At 51.4% G+C, this 17,749-nt stretch carries 12 protein-coding genes; 4 read left to right on the forward strand and 8 right to left on the reverse strand.

All coding sequences use genetic code 11. The annotated features are described in order from the left end of the window. Positions 1 to 86 precede the first annotated feature (86 nt). Positions 87 to 647 (reverse strand): ribosome recycling factor, encoded by a 561-nt coding sequence (gene frr / locus LDN30_RS09200; RefSeq protein WP_223926353.1) that lies wholly within the window; start codon positions 645 to 647, stop codon positions 87 to 89. A gap of 240 nt (positions 648 to 887) precedes the next feature. On the opposite strand from frr, the gene LDN30_RS09205 reads away from it, so the two are divergent. Both LDN30_RS09205 and LDN30_RS09210 read left to right on the forward strand, forming a co-directional pair. Then, positions 888 to 3,875: a TonB-dependent receptor gene (locus LDN30_RS09205; RefSeq protein WP_223926354.1), complete on the forward strand. Its 2,988-nt coding sequence runs from the start codon at positions 888 to 890 to the stop codon at positions 3,873 to 3,875. A gap of 419 nt (positions 3,876 to 4,294) precedes the next feature. Then, entirely contained in the window at positions 4,295 to 5,440 is a 1,146-nt protein-coding gene (locus LDN30_RS09210) for an ISAs1 family transposase (RefSeq protein WP_223925317.1), read from the forward strand. A 186-nt stretch (positions 5,441 to 5,626) separates the two neighbouring features. Here LDN30_RS09210 and purN read toward each other — a convergent pair whose 3' ends face one another. Further along, positions 5,627 to 6,205, reverse strand: a complete 579-nt coding sequence (purN, locus tag LDN30_RS09215) for a phosphoribosylglycinamide formyltransferase (protein ID WP_223926356.1) — start codon at positions 6,203 to 6,205, stop codon at positions 5,627 to 5,629. Between the two features lie 616 nt (positions 6,206 to 6,821). Then, positions 6,822 to 7,688, reverse strand: a complete 867-nt coding sequence (locus LDN30_RS09220) for an aldose 1-epimerase family protein (protein WP_223926357.1) — start codon at positions 7,686 to 7,688, stop codon at positions 6,822 to 6,824. Between the two features lie 155 nt (positions 7,689 to 7,843). Between LDN30_RS09220 and LDN30_RS09225 the strand changes: the two genes are divergently transcribed. Together LDN30_RS09225 and mnmA are read left to right on the forward strand one after the other, a co-directional pair. Continuing rightward, entirely contained in the window at positions 7,844 to 8,752 is a 909-nt protein-coding gene (locus tag LDN30_RS09225) for a YitT family protein (protein ID WP_223926959.1), read from the forward strand. Between the two features lie 118 nt (positions 8,753 to 8,870). Continuing rightward, entirely contained in the window at positions 8,871 to 10,004 is a 1,134-nt protein-coding gene (gene mnmA / locus LDN30_RS09230) for a tRNA 2-thiouridine(34) synthase MnmA (RefSeq protein ID WP_373316528.1), read from the forward strand. A gap of 36 nt (positions 10,005 to 10,040) precedes the next feature. On the opposite strand, the gene LDN30_RS09235 is transcribed toward mnmA, so the two are convergent. The 5 genes from LDN30_RS09235 to lysS all read right to left on the reverse strand — a co-directional run bounded on the left by LDN30_RS09235 (position 10,041) and on the right by lysS (position 17,697). Further along, complete coding sequence (locus LDN30_RS09235; RefSeq protein WP_223926359.1) at positions 10,041 to 11,840, reverse strand: GH25 family lysozyme; 1,800 nt, start codon at positions 11,838 to 11,840, stop codon at positions 10,041 to 10,043. 851 nt (positions 11,841 to 12,691) lie between these two features. Then, a complete protein-coding gene (locus LDN30_RS09240; RefSeq protein ID WP_223926360.1) occupies positions 12,692 to 13,420 on the reverse strand; it encodes an inorganic diphosphatase in 729 nt (242 codons plus the stop codon). Between the two features lie 157 nt (positions 13,421 to 13,577). Beyond that, on the reverse strand, positions 13,578 to 14,936 hold the full coding sequence (locus tag LDN30_RS09245) for a glucose-6-phosphate isomerase (RefSeq protein WP_223926361.1): 1,359 nt from the start codon (positions 14,934 to 14,936) through the stop codon (positions 13,578 to 13,580). A gap of 4 nt (positions 14,937 to 14,940) precedes the next feature. Continuing rightward, a complete protein-coding gene (locus LDN30_RS09250; protein WP_223926362.1) occupies positions 14,941 to 15,936 on the reverse strand; it encodes an NAD(P)H-dependent glycerol-3-phosphate dehydrogenase in 996 nt (331 codons plus the stop codon). A 15-nt stretch (positions 15,937 to 15,951) separates the two neighbouring features. Beyond that, positions 15,952 to 17,697, reverse strand: a complete 1,746-nt coding sequence (gene lysS / locus LDN30_RS09255) for a lysine--tRNA ligase (protein ID WP_223929323.1) — start codon at positions 17,695 to 17,697, stop codon at positions 15,952 to 15,954. Between the last annotated feature and the right edge of the window lie 52 nt (positions 17,698 to 17,749).

The following is a 17,749-nucleotide window of genomic DNA, read 5'->3' on the forward strand; positions in this document are numbered from 1 at the left end:
TTATGGATACAAAAAAGTGAGGACAGACACCTCCGGCAGCCTTTGTGCTGACGGTACGGCGTCTTCCCCCACCCATTATTGTTCGTTTAAACAGTCATAATCTCCTTCTGCTTGTCGGCTAAGAGGAGGTCGATTTTCTTTATTGTCTTGTCGTGAATCTTCTGGAGCTCTGCCTCAGCGTCCTTCTCGTTGTCCTCCGAGAGGCCGTCCTTGATGGCTTTCTTGAGTTTGTCCTTGGTCTCGGCACGGGCGTTGCGCACCTCCACCTTCACCTTCTCGCCAATCTTGTTACACTGCTTGACGAGTTCCTTACGGCGCTCCTGGGTAGGCTGAGGGATGGCCAGACGGACCACTTCGCCGTTGTTCTCAGGCGTGATGCCCACATCGCTGTCCATGATACCCTTCTCGATGTCGCGAATTGCCTTCTTGTCCCAAGGGCGGATGGCAATGGTACGTGCATCGGGAGTGCTGATTGTTGCTACCTGGTTCAGTGGAACCATCTGTCCGTAGGAGTTGACGCGGACCTGGTCGAGGATAGCCACATTGGCCCTGCCGGCACGGATACGCGAGAGCTCAGTCTCAAGATAGTTTGCCGACTTGTCCATTCGTGTCTCAGCGTCTTTCAGTGTTGCTTTTACGTCTAACATAGTCTGTGTTTTTATTGTTTATGTTCTATTGTTTATAGTCTTTTTCCACTATTCAGCGTTGCGATAGGCAAATTTAGGCATTTATTTCCTAACTTACAACAAATCCACACTTTTTATGATAAATTAATTTACCCGACAGCCCCCCGAATGGTATATTTATTGAAAAATAATGAGTGTTCGCTGAAAAAAATAGGCCACGCCACGAAAAACCAGTACCTTTGCAACAAAATCAATAAACGAATGAGAAAATATCTACTTTTATTCTTCCTGCTGTCTGTGATGATTGGTGCGGAAGCCCAGACGCGCACCATCAGCGGAAGTCTTTACGACGGTGAGTTGAAGGAGGCCGTACCTTATGCTGCGGTACAGCTCCTGAAGGACAACGCCGACTCGACTTATGTCACGGGAGTGACGACCGACGAGAAGGGTCAGTTTGCACTCGTAGCACCGGCCAACGGACGTTATCTCGTCCGCGCGAGCTATGTGGGCTACAAGACGATAGTGCAGAACGTCACCGTTTCGAACAATCAGAATGTGAAAATCGGAACGTTGGAGTTCGTCAGCGACAGCCACACACTGAAGGAGGTGACCGTTACGGCCACTCCCCCGAAGGTTGTCGTGAAGAACGACACCTTCCAGTACAATGCCGCGGCTTACCGGGTGCCGGAGGGCTCCACCTTAGAGGCTCTCGTGAAGAAGCTCCCCGGTGCTGAGGTCAGCGACGACGGAACAATAAAAATCAATGGAAAACAAGTAAAGAAGATACTCATCGACGGTAAGGAATTCATGACCGGCGACACGAAAACGGCCATGAAGAACCTGCCGACATCCATCGTCAACACCGTCAAGGCCTACGACCAGCAGAGCGATCTCAGCCGCGTCACGGGCATCGACGACGGTGAGGAGCAGACGGTTCTCGATTTCGGAGTGAAGAAAGGCATGAACAAGGGACTCTTCTCGAACATCGACCTCGGCATCGGCACCCACGGAAGGTATGCCGAGAGGGGTATGGCTGCCTACTTCAACGACAAGTTCAGGATGATGATGTTCGGCAATGCCAACAATGTCAACGACATGGGATTCGGAGGCGGACCGCGGGGAGGCTTCGGGGCTATGCGCCAGGGCCTCAACGCCACAAAGATGCTCGGTCTGAACCTCAACTACAATAACGGCAAGACGCTGCAGTGGGATGGCTCCATACGCTGGAACCACTCCGACGGCGACCAGCGCACAAAGGTGTCGACGGAGAATTTCGTCGCCACACAGGGCTCCTACGGTGCCAGTCTGTCGCAGACCTACACACGGTCGAACTCCTGGGACGGACGGTTCAGGCTGGAATGGACTCCCGACAGCAACTGGGATGTGATGTTCCGACCGAACATCACGCTCACCAAAAGCGACGGAAACACGGTCAGCACGTCGGCATCGTACAATGAGGATCCGTACGATTACACCTCATCACCGCTCGACGAGGAGGAGATTGCAAAGCTCGACGAGAAGGGACTGATGGTCAACACGCAGCGCACAACGAATATCACATACGGCGATGCGACCAAACTCAATGGTATGTTGCAGATAAACCGTAAGCTCGGACATGGCGGACGGAATATCACGGCACGCGTCGACGCAGGTTATGACGACGAGGATTCAAAGACATTCTCTACCCAGGACCTGCAGTTCTTCCAGCTCGCCAACGCCCTCGGCGACGACTCGACATACCGGGCCTACCGCTTCAACACCATGCCTACGAAGTCGTGGAACTACGCTTTGCAGGCTACCTACAGCGAGCCTATAGCCTTCAGGACGTATCTTCAGTTCTCCTATCAGTGGAAATATGCCTTCACGAAGAGCGACAGGGCCACATACGACTTCTCGGAACTGCCCGCGGGAACATTCGCCGGAATCACACCGGCCTACCGTTCGTGGAACAATTATCTGTCGTTGCTCCCTAATCAGATTGACAACTATTTCGACCAGGACCTCAGCAGATACTCCGAGTACAAGAATTACACGCAGAACATCCAGCTCATGCTGCGCATGAACCGCACGAAATGGCGCCTCAACGTAGGAGCGATGCTACAGCCCCAGCACTCAAGCTATATGCAGGACTACCTCGGAATACACGTCGACACAACACGCAACGTGGTGAACTGGAGTCCGACTTTCGACTTCCGGTATAAGTTCAACAACAGAAGCAACCTCCGCATCAATTACCGTGGAACGGCCTCACAGCCCTCAATGAGCCAGCTGCTCGATATCACCGATAACACCGATCCGCAGAATGTGTCGGTCGGTAACCCGGGTTTGAAACCGTCGTTCACCAATAACTTCAGGTTCTTCTACAACACTTTCAGGCAGAAATACTACCAGAGTCTCATGACGTTCGTCAACTTTTCGACCACGCGCAATGGCATAGGCAACAGTGTCTATTACAATTCGGTGACCGGAGCGCGTACCGTCAAACCCGTCAATGTCAACGGAAACTGGAATGCCAACGCCGCCCTGATGTTCAATACAAGTCTCGACTCAGCCGGGGTATGGAATATCAACACCTTCACTACCGGCAGCTACAACCGCTATGCCAGCTACCTACAGCTAAAGAATATGGAAGCTATGGAGAAGAATATCACCAACAGCTCGACCATCGGAGAGCGGCTCTCGGCAAGCTACCGCAACAACTGGCTTGAGGTGGAGCTCGACGGATCGGCCAACTACACCCATACGAAGAACAACCTCCAGGCTGCCAACAACCTCAATACGTGGCAGTTTGCTTACGGTGCGAACGTAAATGTGACGCTGCCGTGGAACATGAGCATCTCAACCGACCTCCACGAGCAGAGCCGCCGTGGCTACAGCGATGCCTCGCTCAACACCAACGAGCTGCTGTGGAATGCCCAGATATCGCAGTCGATGCTCCGCGGTAATGCGCTGACACTCAGCGTTCAGTTCTACGATATCCTCCACCAGCAGAGCAACCTGACACGGTCCATAAGTGCCATGAGCCGCACTGATACAGAGTATAACTCCATCAACAGCTACATTATGTTCCATGCCAGCTACCGGCTGAACCTCTTCGGCGGCAAGCAAGCACGCGACAAAATGCGCCAGGAGCGCGACCGGAGATTCGGAACTATGGGACCACCACCGGGAGGACGTGGCGACAGACCGATGGGACCGCCACCAGGAGGAGGCCACGGAGGGCCGATGGGAGGATTCGGAGGATTCTAATCCACCATCATCCCGACCACGCCAAATCATGCAAGCCCTCAGCCAGGGCTTGCAAAATGGCCAAACAAAAATAACGTGAAGAAAGGGCTCTTTCATTTAAGCCGACATAGAAGACAATATGTCACAATGTAATCCGTTTAAATGAATGTGACGATAGGCACAAACGCCCGAAGGCGGTTTCTCAACCGCCAGGCTCTTAATACCTTTTGTCATATATTTTTATTTTTGAAGAGGGGGTTTATGGTATTTGTGCGATTAGTGCACTTTGTGCCCCCTCTTCTTTTTACACTGCAAAGATACAAAATAATTAGCTAATAACCAAACAATTACGCACTTTTATCATCTCGGATGCAACTTTTTCTTCCCTATAAGGGATTAAGAGTTTGGCGGTTGAAAAACCGCATTTGCTGAGCCGAGATTTGTTAAATTTTATCCACTCAGTACCAGATTATCGTAGGATGAACAAAGGCAACTGTAAACACAAGTTGTCCGACATGCTTCTGCTGGTTATTTTGGCCAGGGCATGCGGCTGCGAGACTCGCAAGGACATTGTGGCCTTTGGAACGATCCATTTGAGCTACTTGCAAGACCACCTCGGCATTCTTGCTAAGGGATGTCCGTCCGAGCCCACACTTTGCAGGATGGAAGGTGGAATCGACGACATTACTTTGGCCTCTTTGGTTTCGACATTATCACGAAAATACGTGTCGGAGCATGATGGAGCAAACAGACGGCACATTGCAATTGACGGCAAGTTCATGCTGGGTACGAAAATTGGCGACGGACGCTCTCCTGATGTTGTGACTGCTTTCAGCGTGACCGACCGGTTGCCGCTTGACACTGAAATGTGTGAGGTGAAAAGCAATGAGATAAAGGCTGTGCCCAAAATCATAGAGCGGGCTGACTACATGAATGGATGCGTTATAACTGCGGATGCCATGTCGTGCCAAAGTTCTATCATCAAAGGCATCGTCGGGAAGGGAGCTGACTATCTTATTGCGCTGAAAGCCAACCAGAAAGCAGCAAGATGGTCGGTAGAGGACGCTGTGCCTACGCTGCATCCTAACGACGAATGGAAGACGGAGTGGGAACTTGCCCACGGGAGGCTGTACCAACGCCGATGCCGTGTATATTCAGACATATCCGGTATCAAGGCGCTTGAAAAATTCCTCAATGTCAAGGCTGTGATTGCCATAGACACGCATACGATTGAAAAGAAAAGCGGAACGGAACAAAAACAGACGAGGTACTATATAACCAGTTTGGAAGAAAGGGCACAGACTTTGGATCGAATCAGCCGCATGCACTGGGGAATCGAGAACAATCTCCATTGGACGCTGGATGCAAGAATGCGCCAGGACCGCACAAAGAGAAAAGAAACAAAGTCGGCCAGAAACTTGGACTCGATCCAGAAGCTTGTTTATATCATCTACACCATAGCCTCCAAAAAGCACCTGCCAGAGACCATCAGAAAGAGGAAAGAACTCTTTAAAGTCAAGTTCTCAGCCATTGCATCTTACGCCAAGAACAGCTTGGCCTATGCTATTTCTCTTCTCAGTCTGTAGAGGTCGTTAATTTTGAGGGATATATAATAAGCCCTAAGCTACATCCAGCTTGGGTAGGGGATACTTTATCCATTGGTCATCAGACCTTTACTACAAATAGCATTTCTGCGGTAAAGCGGAGACTGAGCAACAATCATGCCATGTCAGTCTAAATTTAAATGAAAGAACCGTAACGTGAAGATGAGATTATAGACCCGAAATGATACGGTCGATAACCTCAGGGAAATATTTCATCTCGAGATCATGCTCCTTAGCGGCAATATCGTCAACGGTATCAGTGGGCGATATTGCCGTTTTATATTGCGCAATAATCGCCCCGGAGTCATACTCGCGGGTGACCCAGTGGACGGTCATTCCCGTCTCGCTCTCTCCTGCGGCCTTCACAGCCTCATGGACGTGGCGCCCGTACATTCCCTTTCCACCGTATTTGGGCAGGAGAGCAGGATGGATGTTCACCATGCGGTGGTCGAAGGCATCGATGAGAAACGGCGGAACGAGCAACAGGAATCCTGCAAGGACGATGAAGCCGACATGCTCGCGCCTCATCAGCTCCATCACCGCCAACTCGTCATTGAATACGTTTCGCGCCATGACAACGGTCTTGACGCCCAGCCGACGGGCCCTCACAAGTGCATAAGCATCAGCCTTGTTACTGAGCACAAAGGCTATTTCGGCATCGCCCTTTGCCTGGAAATACCGTATAATATTCTCACAGTTCGTTCCGTTTCCGCTGGCAAATATTGCTATTCTTTTCCTTTCTTCCATATCGAATGCAAAGATAACAAATTTAATTCTCTTTATCCACGAAAAGCGGAAGAATCTTAAAGATTGAAAACAAATGGCTTATCATACGTTTATAGAGGCCATAATATAATGATACTCCATCCATATAATATATTTACCGGGTCTATAATTACGGCTCTTTCATTAAAGCTGTGAATTCTATGGGGTGCGGAGATTAATCAATAGCAGAGTGCTTTCCCTATCATACTTACAGCCCTGAAAGGACAACGCAACAATAAATCAATTTCGAAATATCTTTACACCATTCCCAAACATATCATTTCGGCTTCCCAAACGGGCCGTTTCAGCTTGCGAAACGGACCGTTTCACGTCCTAAAACGGACCGTTTTAGAACGCAAAAAGGCATGTATTAGCAACCCACTGATAATCAACGGCATACAAAGACGATACAAAAGATGAAATAATATGAATTATCTTAACAACTTGTTGCCGGTATTCTCTTGTTGCTCCATGACCCTACTAAATTAATGTGTAATAACAGAAAACCTCCGACTACGGACATAATGATTCCGCGGTCGGAGGTTTTGGATTGACAGGCAGGGGCTGTCCCCGTTGCCAACAGTATATTTCAGAGCCGTTACTTTATCGTAATGGTATACTCACTCATAAAGCTTGCACCCGGCAGGAGCTTGTTCATCAGATACTTATCCTTAAACTCGCCGTCGTATTCGGCCCAGTCGTGAATACCGTACCAAGGCTCTACACAAACGAAAGGAGCGTGCTTTCCGGCCGGACTCCATATTCCTACAGCCGGAGTCTTGAAGTCGAGGGTGACAACAGGCTTGTCGTCGTTACCGAGAATCTCCACATGGTGCAGCTGACTCTTGTCAAAGATAACGGCATCGTCGTTGAAGCTCTCCTCTGTGAAAGCCCACACGCCGTTGTCGGTCTTCACCGGGAAGTGACCGTTCGTTATGCATCCGCCCGTATTACCGTAGAGACGCTGCGGTGCCGGGTTGTCGAAGCGCAGACGGCCCTGCAAATGTTCGCCTTTCTTTGCGCCCGGAACGAGGAATGCGGGGTGTCCGCCAATCTGGAAATAGATTGGGCGCACATCGGTGTTCTCGACATGCCATACGACGTGAATCTTATTTCCGTCGAGACGGTAGGTCACAGCAAGATTGAAGTGATAAGGATAAACCTTCAGCGTCTCCTCCGATTCGGTGAGGGCAAAGGTAACGCGGTCGGCACCCTTGGCTATGAGCTGGAAGTCGGTGTCGCGCGCAAAGCCGTGACGGCTAAGATGATAGGTGTGACCCTCGCAGCGGTAAGTGTCTTTCCACAGTCCGCATACTAACGGGAAGAGAATAGGAGAATGACGGTTCCAATACTTCTCATCACCATCCCAAAGGTACTCTTTTCCGTTCTCATCCTTAATGGACTGGAGTTCAGCTCCGTGTTCCGACACTGTCAGCACGAGCTTGTCGTTTTTGATCTGTTCCATAATATTATGTTATAAGTTATTCGCCCCGAGATTATATCAATCAGTAGGTTTGGGGATTATTATGATTAGCTCTTTGTTCTGAAATGCAAAGGTAATAAAAATCTTATGAACATGACGACTGAAGAACCCAAAACTTTTATTACCTTTGCACCATGATGTCAAACCGAAGAAAGAAAAACAAGTTTCGCGTTGTCCGCGACTACATTATCATTAGTTTCGCAATGATTGCGGGTTCCCTTGGCTGGTGTGCCTTTCTCCTGCCCCACCACATCACCATCGGTGGCGTAGCAGGTATCGCCTCCGTCGTTCTGTGGGGTATGGGCATACCCGTCCAGTACACTTATTTCGCCCTGAACTTCCTGCTTCTTTCAGCCGCCCTTGTTGTCCTTGGCTGGAATTTCTGCATCAGGACCATCTGGGCCGTCATCGTTTTCACCCTCAGCACATCGTTCTTTCAGGACGTGTTCGGTGGCAATGTAATCTTTGCCGACCAGCCATTCTTAGCCTGTGTCATGGGTGGAGTGCTCATGGGTGGCGGCATGGGAGTAGCCCTGCAGCTTGGAGCGAGCTCCGGCGGCTCCGACGTCATTGCCGCCATGGTGCATAAGTACCGCGACTACTCCTTAGGACACGTCATCTTAGCCTGCGACCTGTGCGTCATCACGTCGAGCTATCTCGTCCTCGGGTCCTGGGAGAAGGTCATCTACGGATATATCGTGCTCTTCGTCATGAGCTATCTCGTCGACTATGTGGCCAACGGTGTGCGCTCGTCGGTGCAGTTTTTCATCATCTCGGAGAAATGGGAGGAGATTGGTCAGGCCATCAACACCGACGTCGACCGCGGCTGTACCGTCATCGATGCACGCGGATTCTATACCGGTAAGCCCGTCGGCATGCTCTTCGTCATAGCCCGAAGGTCGGAATCGAGGGGCATCTTCGAGGTTGTCAACGACATCGACCCAAAGGCTTTCGTCAGCCAGAGTGCCGTCAGCGGTGTCTACGGAATGGGCTTCGACAAGCTGAAACACCTGCCGCGACGCGTGAAAATGGAGGAAAAGAAATGACGTTTCTGTCCGTTGAAGACTGCGCATCGCCGTTTTTCGGCAGCCGACAAGAATAAACGAGAATGAACCAAAAGTAAAGGAAGGAACATAAATGCCTGATACATACAATCATAAGGATATGAGCAGCAATGCTCCCGCCACATCGCCAGCCCCCGTCACCGAGGGCGACGACCTCACGAAAGCCCGTATCGCCGTACTCCTTTCGGGTGGTGTCGACAGCTCCGTCGTCGTTCACGAACTGGCGCAGCGTGGTCTTCATCCCGACTGTTTCTACATAAAGATTGGTCCCGAGGAAAAGGAGGAATGGGACTGCAACTCTGAGGAGGATCTCGAGATGGCCACATCGGTAGCCCGGAAATACGGTTGCCACCTCGAAGTCGTCGACTGTCATAAGGAATACTGGAACCAGGTGACGAAGTACACTATGGAAAAGGTACGGGCGGGATTCACTCCCAATCCCGATGTCATGTGCAACCGGCTGATCAAGTTCGGTGCTTTCGATGCCAAATGCGGTCACGACTACGACCTCATAGCCACAGGTCATTACGCCCAGACAGAATGGATTGACGGACGGAAATGGCTCACGACGAGTCCCGACCCGGTGAAGGACCAGACCGACTTTCTCGCCCAGATATACCAGTGGCAGCTGAAGAAGGCCATATTCCCCATTGGCCACTACATGAAAGAGGAAGTTCGCGAGATTGCCCTCCGCGAGCATCTCATCAACGCCCGCCGCAAGGACTCGCAGGGAATATGCTTTCTCGGCAATATCGACTACAACGAGTACGTGCGCCGTTATCTCGGCGAGAACCCCGGCGACATCATTGAACTTGAGACTGGCCGTAAGATTGGCGAGCACAAAGGGCTGTGGTTCCACACCATCGGACAGCGCAAGGGACTCGGTCTCGGCGGAGGCCCGTGGTTCGTCGTCAAGAAGGATGTCGAGAACAATATCCTCTATGTCAGCCACGGCTACGATCCGGCCACGGCATACAAGAAAGACTTCCGCATCCACGGTTTCGATTTCCTCACCGAGGGCATCAATAGTCTGCCCCACCGCGTGACATTCAAGATTCGCCACACACCCGAATACCATCGCGCGACGGTAGAGGCCGTCAACGCCGAAGGGCGTCCGGCGGAGTTCATCATCCACTCCGACGAGAATATCCACGGCGTCGCTCCCGGCCAGTTCTGCGTCGTTTACGACGAGGACCACCACAAATGCTACGGTAGCGGTGAAATAACGATGTAAGAAAAGGGCAGGGATTTCTCCTTGCCCTTATTCGTTTTATTTCCTTATTGTATGACTCCGCAGGAAGTCGTCATACTCCTGGCGGTAGCCGCTGAACACATTGATGTCGACATTGCCATGAATGCCGTCGACACGGCCGTCGGGAGCAAGTTGCCACATGGCCAGTTTCAGTGTCGGCATATACTCGCTGTAGCGCGCCACCCACACGAGATAATTGCCCGTAATGGCCGTGGCATCATGCAGATACTTATGGGCAAACGTCTGTCCTACATATAATATAGGCCGTTGTCCGGTGTGTTTATATACCGTTTCGAGCCATCTCGCGACATTGCTGAGCAGCACCCCACTGCCGCCCATCTTCTCCACTTGGGCATCGGTGGGCTCGACGTCGAGGACCGGGGTCAGGTCGCCATCGCTGAAACGGCTCTTCCTCAGGAAGGCCATGGCCTGGTCGTAGCCCGACGAGGTGGTCGAGAAGAAATGGTACGACCCCACGCGCACACCCTTGCTCCGCGCCATGGCATAATCGGCATAGTAATAGCTGTTCAGCACCGTGCACCCTTCAGTCGACTTTATATAAATGAACGACACCGGGTAGTCGACTTTTCCACGGACATTGTCCTTCGCCGCACTGCCGAGGCTTGTTATCCGCAGTCGGCTCCAGTCGATGTCGTATTTCTTTCCGTCGTGCTCATGCTGGTGCCTCGACAAATCTATGCCATAGATACGGTTGGCATTGTATGTCAGCCGCTCACCTTTAAAGACATTATTCTTCCACGTTCCGGCCTGCAAGTAGTCGGATGGCGAGACGTAAAAGCCGAATCCGTTGCGCAAGCCCCGTTCCCAGTAGCCTTCGTAGTATGATCCGTCGTCGTAGAACATCTTTCCGAGTCCCGACGGCACGAGTCCCCCGCTACCCCTTTTTCTCACGCTTTGCGCGGTATCAGCGGCTACCTGTCCGACGTACGTACCCACGGAATCGATGACCATCTTGTCGACGGTGCCCTTGTGCGACGTTTTCGTCGGCCGCCTTTCGTCAGGAGCCGGAAGTTTCAGCAGTTCCTCCATACCGCGGGTGATGCTCATCCGAGGAGCGACAAACAGCGGAGTGGTACCGCTCAGCGTGCGAACGAGACAGAACTGTCCGTGATAGTCCTCCACGATACGGCATCGCCGGTTGATGGTATCGTGGCCGTCGGCAGTTTTAAGTGCCGCATAGCGCGTAACAAAACGGATGCCTATCCTTGCCTTCGGGCTGATGTTCTGCAGGGTGTCGACGATTCTCTCAAGCGAGTCGACTTGCTTGTCGATGACGCTCGAGAACTTGGCTATCTGTCCGTAGCCATAGTCGGCGATATCGTGTTTGCGCACATAGTAATGCAGTTCGTTACGCATTCGCTGCAGTCCGGCCAGCCGATTGTCGGAGCGAATCATCTGCATAATGACAAAATGGCGCAGCTGCGCACTGTCCATCTTTACGATACTCTTCGGCTTTGGAGGCGCAAAGGTAACGATATGTCCCATACACGAGGGGACAAGAGGAATCTTATTGACCCAGAAACCGGGAGCATCAATATTATGAGTGGTGATAGTATCGGCACACACCGACCCTCCCGAGGCCTCCATAGTGTCGTTGATGTCGGCAAAGAAGAATACCGGATGACCGTCGGCGGTAACCTCGTAGTAAGTCTCTATCTTCATGTCGAGTCTGTCGCGGTCGACCTCCCGCTGCGATACCGGCATCAGCTGCCAGGCAAGCAGGAGCACGAGCATAACATCGCCGACAATGATTGCCGGTCGCTTATGGCGCATGGCACGTCGAAAGAGCCTCCACATCCAAAATTTAACTTTCCTGCGCGCGTTCATCTTACATCGAAGAATAAAGCTGGTTACAATCCATAAAATTCCATCGTTCCCTACCAACGGTAAATGCCAGACATGCCCAAACGAGCCGACAACGAATCGTCTCTGCCGTGCATAAAGCTTACCGATAAGGACAGATTACTGATTTCCACCTCTAAATTTCACTAAATCGAGAACGTCCAAAACTATTCCCGTTTCTCTCTTTATCTGGAACTCGCTTACAAAGATAATAAGTTTTGAAAACGACTCCAAATTTTTTGCCCTATTTTTTCTTCTTGGTTTATGCCTCCTTCAGTTTGGTTTGGGCTGACATGGCATAACAACGGCGAGACCGCAGCTTTTCAGCAGAAGATCTACTCACAGTAAAACACTGATAGCCAACAGCCAACTTACTACCCAATCCCATGACGGATGCATCCTATAGCCTTCTATTTATCCCTCAAATTAAAGGTCTCTTAGCGGATTCAATGAGTGCAGCGACGAATCAATAGTATGCTGCTTTCGGTATCATCCTTACAGCCCGGAAAAGACAATGCAACAATTGGTCAACACTGAAATATATTTACATCATCCCCAAACGGTCCATTTCGGCTTGCAAAACAGGCCGTTTCAGCTCGCGAAACGGACCGTTTTGCGTCCTAAAACGGGTCGTTTTAGAACGCAAAATGGCATGTATTAGCAACCCGTTGATTATCAGCGTAGTACAGAGACAGTGAAAAACACAAGACAATGTGAATTATTTTTACATCCCGTTACTCTCTTATCGTTCCATGTTTTATCCGATACAATGTCGGCTGATGGAAGAACCTTATTCTTGGTTTCGCCTACAGGCTGTCGTTCAACTCCCTAATCGAAGAGAAAAGAGCGTCGGGATGCTCGACAAGCAGGACCTCGTCGGGCAGTGGTCCAGAGTTGACAGCCAAGGTACAGCAGCCGGCAGCCACACCAGCACGCACTCCCAATGGTGCATTCTCGACAACGACACCCTCGGCAGGCTTTATACCGCCACACTTTTTCAGTCCCATGAGATAAGGATCAGGATTTGGCTTGCCACGTTTCACGTCGTAGGCTGTCACAATATGCTCCTCGTCGATAAACTCACCGAAGTCATCGACAAGGCGCTTGAAGAGAGGACGCTGTCCACTGCCAGTGACGATACATATCTGTAGGCCTGCTGACTTTATCTTCCGCATCAGGTCGACGACACCATCGAAGATTGGGGCCACCGGCAGCTCATGGAAGTAGCGGGTTTTAACGTCGTAGATTTTCTGTGCTTCCTCCTCCGTGAGGTCTTTGCCGAGCTGTTTTTTTGCGAACACGCGGATGGTGTCAACACCGCGCGCGCCCTCTGTGGCATAGCTGTCCTCAGGAGTGAAATGCATGCCAAAATCCTTCATGGCCCGCACCCATGCCACGGCATGATTGGGCATGCTGTTGTATAGCACTCCGTCCATATCGAAGAGAACGGCCTTAAAGGTGGGTATCCTGTCAGCAATATTACTTATGCCGTAAGCACTGCTGCACGGCGAATTATTGGTTTTCTTCTTTTCCATAACATCAAAACAAATATCCACAATCCTCCCCATGTAGTCAGCAGAAGGACGATTGTGGATATTTCAGTTATTCGTATTTCCGTCGACGCAACATGACAGCCGGTGGCCGTCATTTCAGCCATCGTGCCATCACGTCACCGTCACACGGGTTGTAATATTATTTTTCCTTGGCCAGACGCTCCTGAATAGCCTTGCTCTCAGCCTCATAACCAGGTTTGTTGAGCAGTGCGAACATATTCTTCTTGTAAGCCTCAACACCCGGCTGGTTGAAGGCATTGACGCCCTCGATATTACCGGAGATGCCGCAAGCCTTCTCGAAGAAGTAGATGAGCTGTCCGAGATAGTACTCATTGAGCTCCGGCATGCTCACACGGATGTTTGGAACGCCACCGTCGACATGTGCCAGACGGGTGCCGAGCTCAGCCATCTTGTTCACCTCATCGACGCGCTTGCCGGCGAGGAAGTTCAGTCCGTCGAGATTCTCCTCGTCGTACGGGAAATCGAGCTCACGGTTAGGTTTCTCCACCGAGATAACTGTCTCAAAGATAGAGCGTTCGCCATCCTGAATCCACTGACCCATAGAGTGCAGGTCGGTAGTGAAATCGCAGCCGGCAGGGAAGATTCCCTTGTGGTCCTTACCCTCACTCTCGCCGTAGAGCTGCTTCCACCACTCTGCGATGTAGTGGAGCTTAGGCTGGAAGTTGGCGATAATCTCAATCTTCTTTCCGGCCTGAGCGTAAAGAGCCTGACGCACAGCAGCATAGCGTGCTGAGATATTCTCACTGAAAGGAACGTCGCTTGCGGTAGCCTTCTCCATGTCGGCAGCACCCTTGACGAGCTGCTTGATGTCGAATCCGGCTACAGCGATAGGCAGCAAGCCCACCGGGGTGAGCACTGAGAAACGGCCACCGACATTGTCTGGAATGACGAAAGTCTTGTAGCCTTCCTTATCGGCAGCAGCGCGTGCGGCACCCTTATGAGCGTCGGTGACAGCTACGATAACATCCTTAGCCTCAGCCTTTCCGCGCTGAGCCTCGCACTGCTTCTTCAGCAGACGGAATGTAAGAGCGGTCTCGGTGGTCGTTCCCGACTTTGAGATATTGATAACACCGAACTTCTTAGTTTTCAGATATTCGGTGAGCTCAGCCAGATAATCCTCACCGATATTATTTCCGGCGAAAGTGATTATCGGATTCTTCTTATCCTGAATGAGCCAAGCAAAGCTGTTGCCGAGGGCCTCGATGACAGCGCGCGCACCGAGATAGGAGCCGCCGATACCGGCGACGACCACAACCTCGCACTTCTCGCGCAGGGTATTGGCAGTGGTCTGGACCTCATCGAGGAACTCAGGGGTGATGCTCGACGGCAGATGGAGCCATCCGAGGAAGTCATTGCCAGGGCAAGTGCCGTTTTCGAGGCTTGCACTTGCTGCCACTACTTTTGGTTCATACGCTGCGAGAGTTCCCGGATTGAGAAACTGCTCAGCTTTTGTAATGTCTAATGAAATGTTCTTCATTTTTTTATCTAAAACTATCAGTTAGTAATTTTATCTCTATCTGAGGTGAGATGCGTTCGTAGAGGATGTTGTAAACAGCGTCGAGTATCGGCATATTGACGTGCAGACGGCGGTTAATCTCCTTCATGCACTTTGTTCCGAAATATCCTTCGGCTATCATCTCCATCTCTATCTGGGCCGATTTCACGGAGTATCCTTTTCCTATCATCGTACCGAAAGTACGGTTACGGCTGAAGTTGGAGTATCCGGTGACGAGCAGGTCGCCGAGGTACACCGAGTCGATGATATTGCGGTCAATGGGATGGATGGTCTTCAGGAACCGTGCCATCTCCTGCACCGCGTTCGACATCAGTACGGCCTGGAAGTTATCGCCATAGTTCAGCCCGTAGCATATACCGGCAGCGATGGCATAGACATTCTTCAGCACCGACGCATACTCGATGCCAAGGACATCGGTTGAGGTCTTGGTCTTGATGAACGTATTGGCCAGCACCTCGGTGAACGCCTTCGCCTTGTCGTGGTCGGAACAGCCCACAGTGAGATAGCTCAGCCGCTCCATGGCCACCTCCTCGGCATGACTCGGTCCGCCGATGCACGCGAGATTTTCCAACGGCACGTCATAAACCTGATGGAAATACTCTGAGCAGCAGAGATTTTCGTCAGGAACGATACCTTTGATGGCCGTAACGATGAACTTATCCTTTATGCGGGTGCGCAGACGGCGGAGATGATTCTTCAGGTATGGCGACGGCGTCACGAAGACGAGCGTGTCGTAACCCTCAACGATGCGGTTGATATCGGATGAGAAATTTATCTCGTCGATATTGAACCTGACGGAGGTAAGATATGCCGGATTATGGCCGAGGCGACGGAAATCGTCGATTCGGTCGTCGCGGCGGATGTACCACCCGATGTGATGCGTGTGGCTGACGATAATCTTGGCTATCGCCGTGGCCCAACTGCCTCCGCCAATTACTGCTATCTTACCAACGTCAAACATTCTTCTACGTATTGCTTATTCCACTGTAGCGGCCGAAGCCTTTATCCAGCTGTCAATCTCGTCGAGCGACGGCTTATCGTAGCCGAGCTTGTACTTCTTGTTTATCTCGCCAATCTTCTGCTGCAGGCCCTGGGCTTTCTGGTCCCGAATGTCGGCAACGAGGTTGAAACCAGCCTTGCGCAGAACGTAAGCCCAGTTCTCAGGTACGCCGATGGCAGCCCATTCCTTGATGCTGCTCTGCGGAATCTTCACCTCCGGCTTGAGCTGCGGGAAGAGCATTATCTCCTGGATATTCTCCTTGGCGGTCATGAGCATGACAAGACGGTCGATGCCAATGCCGATGCCCGATGTCGGGGGCATGCCATACTGAAGGGCGCGCAGGAAGTCGTGGTCGATGATCATTGCCTCGTCGTCGCCCTTGTCGGCGAGCTTCATCTGGTCGACGAAGCGCTGCTCCTGGTCTATCGGGTCGTTGAGCTCCGAGTAAGCGTTGGCAAGCTCCTTACCGTTGACCATCAGCTCGAAACGCTCGGTGAGTCCCGGTTTCGAGCGGTGCATTTTTGTCAGCGGGCTCATCTCGACAGGATAGTCGGTGATGAATGTAGGCTGAATGAATGTGCCCTCACAGAATTCGCCGAAGATTTCGTCAATGAGCTTACCCTTACCGAAGGTCTCGTCGATGCCTTCCATCTTCAGTTTGTTCACGGCGATATCGCGAATCTCGTCCTCACTCTTTCCGTCGAGGTCGAAACCGGTTTTCTCCTTGATAGCATCGAGAATCGGCAGACGGCGGAACGGGGCCTTAAAGCTAATGACCTTTCCGTCAGGATATTCCACCTCCGGTTTTCCGTTTACGGCCGTGCAGATAGTCTCAAGGAGCTGCTCGGTGAACGTCATCATCCAGTTGTAGTCCTTGTACGACACATACAGCTCGAGGCAAGTAAATTCCGGGTTGTGGAAACGGTCCATTCCCTCGTTGCGGAAGTTCTTGCCAATCTCATAAACGCCCTCAAAACCGCCTACGATAAGGCGTTTGAGGTAGAGCTCAGTGGCGATACGCATGTACATGTCGATGTTCAGCGCGTTGAAGTGCGTGATGAACGGCTTTGCACTTGCTCCGCCAGGGATATTCTGCAGTATAGGAGTCTCTACCTCGGTATAGCCGCGGTCGTCGAAGAACTTACGCATAGTGCGAAGAACGACGGCACGCTTGAGGAAGGTATCCTTCACGCCATCGTTGACGATGAGGTCGACGTAGCGCTGACGGGCCCGCTGCTCGGGGTCGTCGAACTTATCGTAGGCCACTCCGTCCTTGTATTTGACGATAGGCAGCGGCTTTAAGCTCTTGGAGAGAAGCTTGATATCCTCGACGTGGACAGATATTTCGCCCATCTGAGTGCGGAAGACATAGCCCTTCACACCGACAATGTCACCGATGTCGAGGAGTTTCTTGAACACCTTGTTGTACAGGTCCTTATCCTCGCCGGGGCACAGATCGTCACGGCTGATATATAGTTGAATACGTCCTTTGCTGTCCTGAAGCTCGGCAAATGAGGCCTTGCCCATGATTCGCTTGCCCATAAGACGACCGGCGACGACTACCTCGCGCTTCTCGTCCTCATTGAATTTGGCTTTAATGTCATCGCTCCATGCGTTGACGGGGAATTCATCGGCTGGATACGGGTTGATGCCCATATCACGCAGTGCCTGTAAACTTTGGCGGCGGCCAATCTCTTGCTCACTAAGCTCTAAAATATTCATTTCTTTTTACCAACTTGTTTTACCATGCAAAGGTAACAAAAAGAAATGAAAA

The sequence above is a fragment of the Prevotella lacticifex genome (assembly GCF_019973375.1).
Classification (GTDB): Bacteria; Bacteroidota; Bacteroidia; order Bacteroidales; family Bacteroidaceae; genus Prevotella; species Prevotella lacticifex.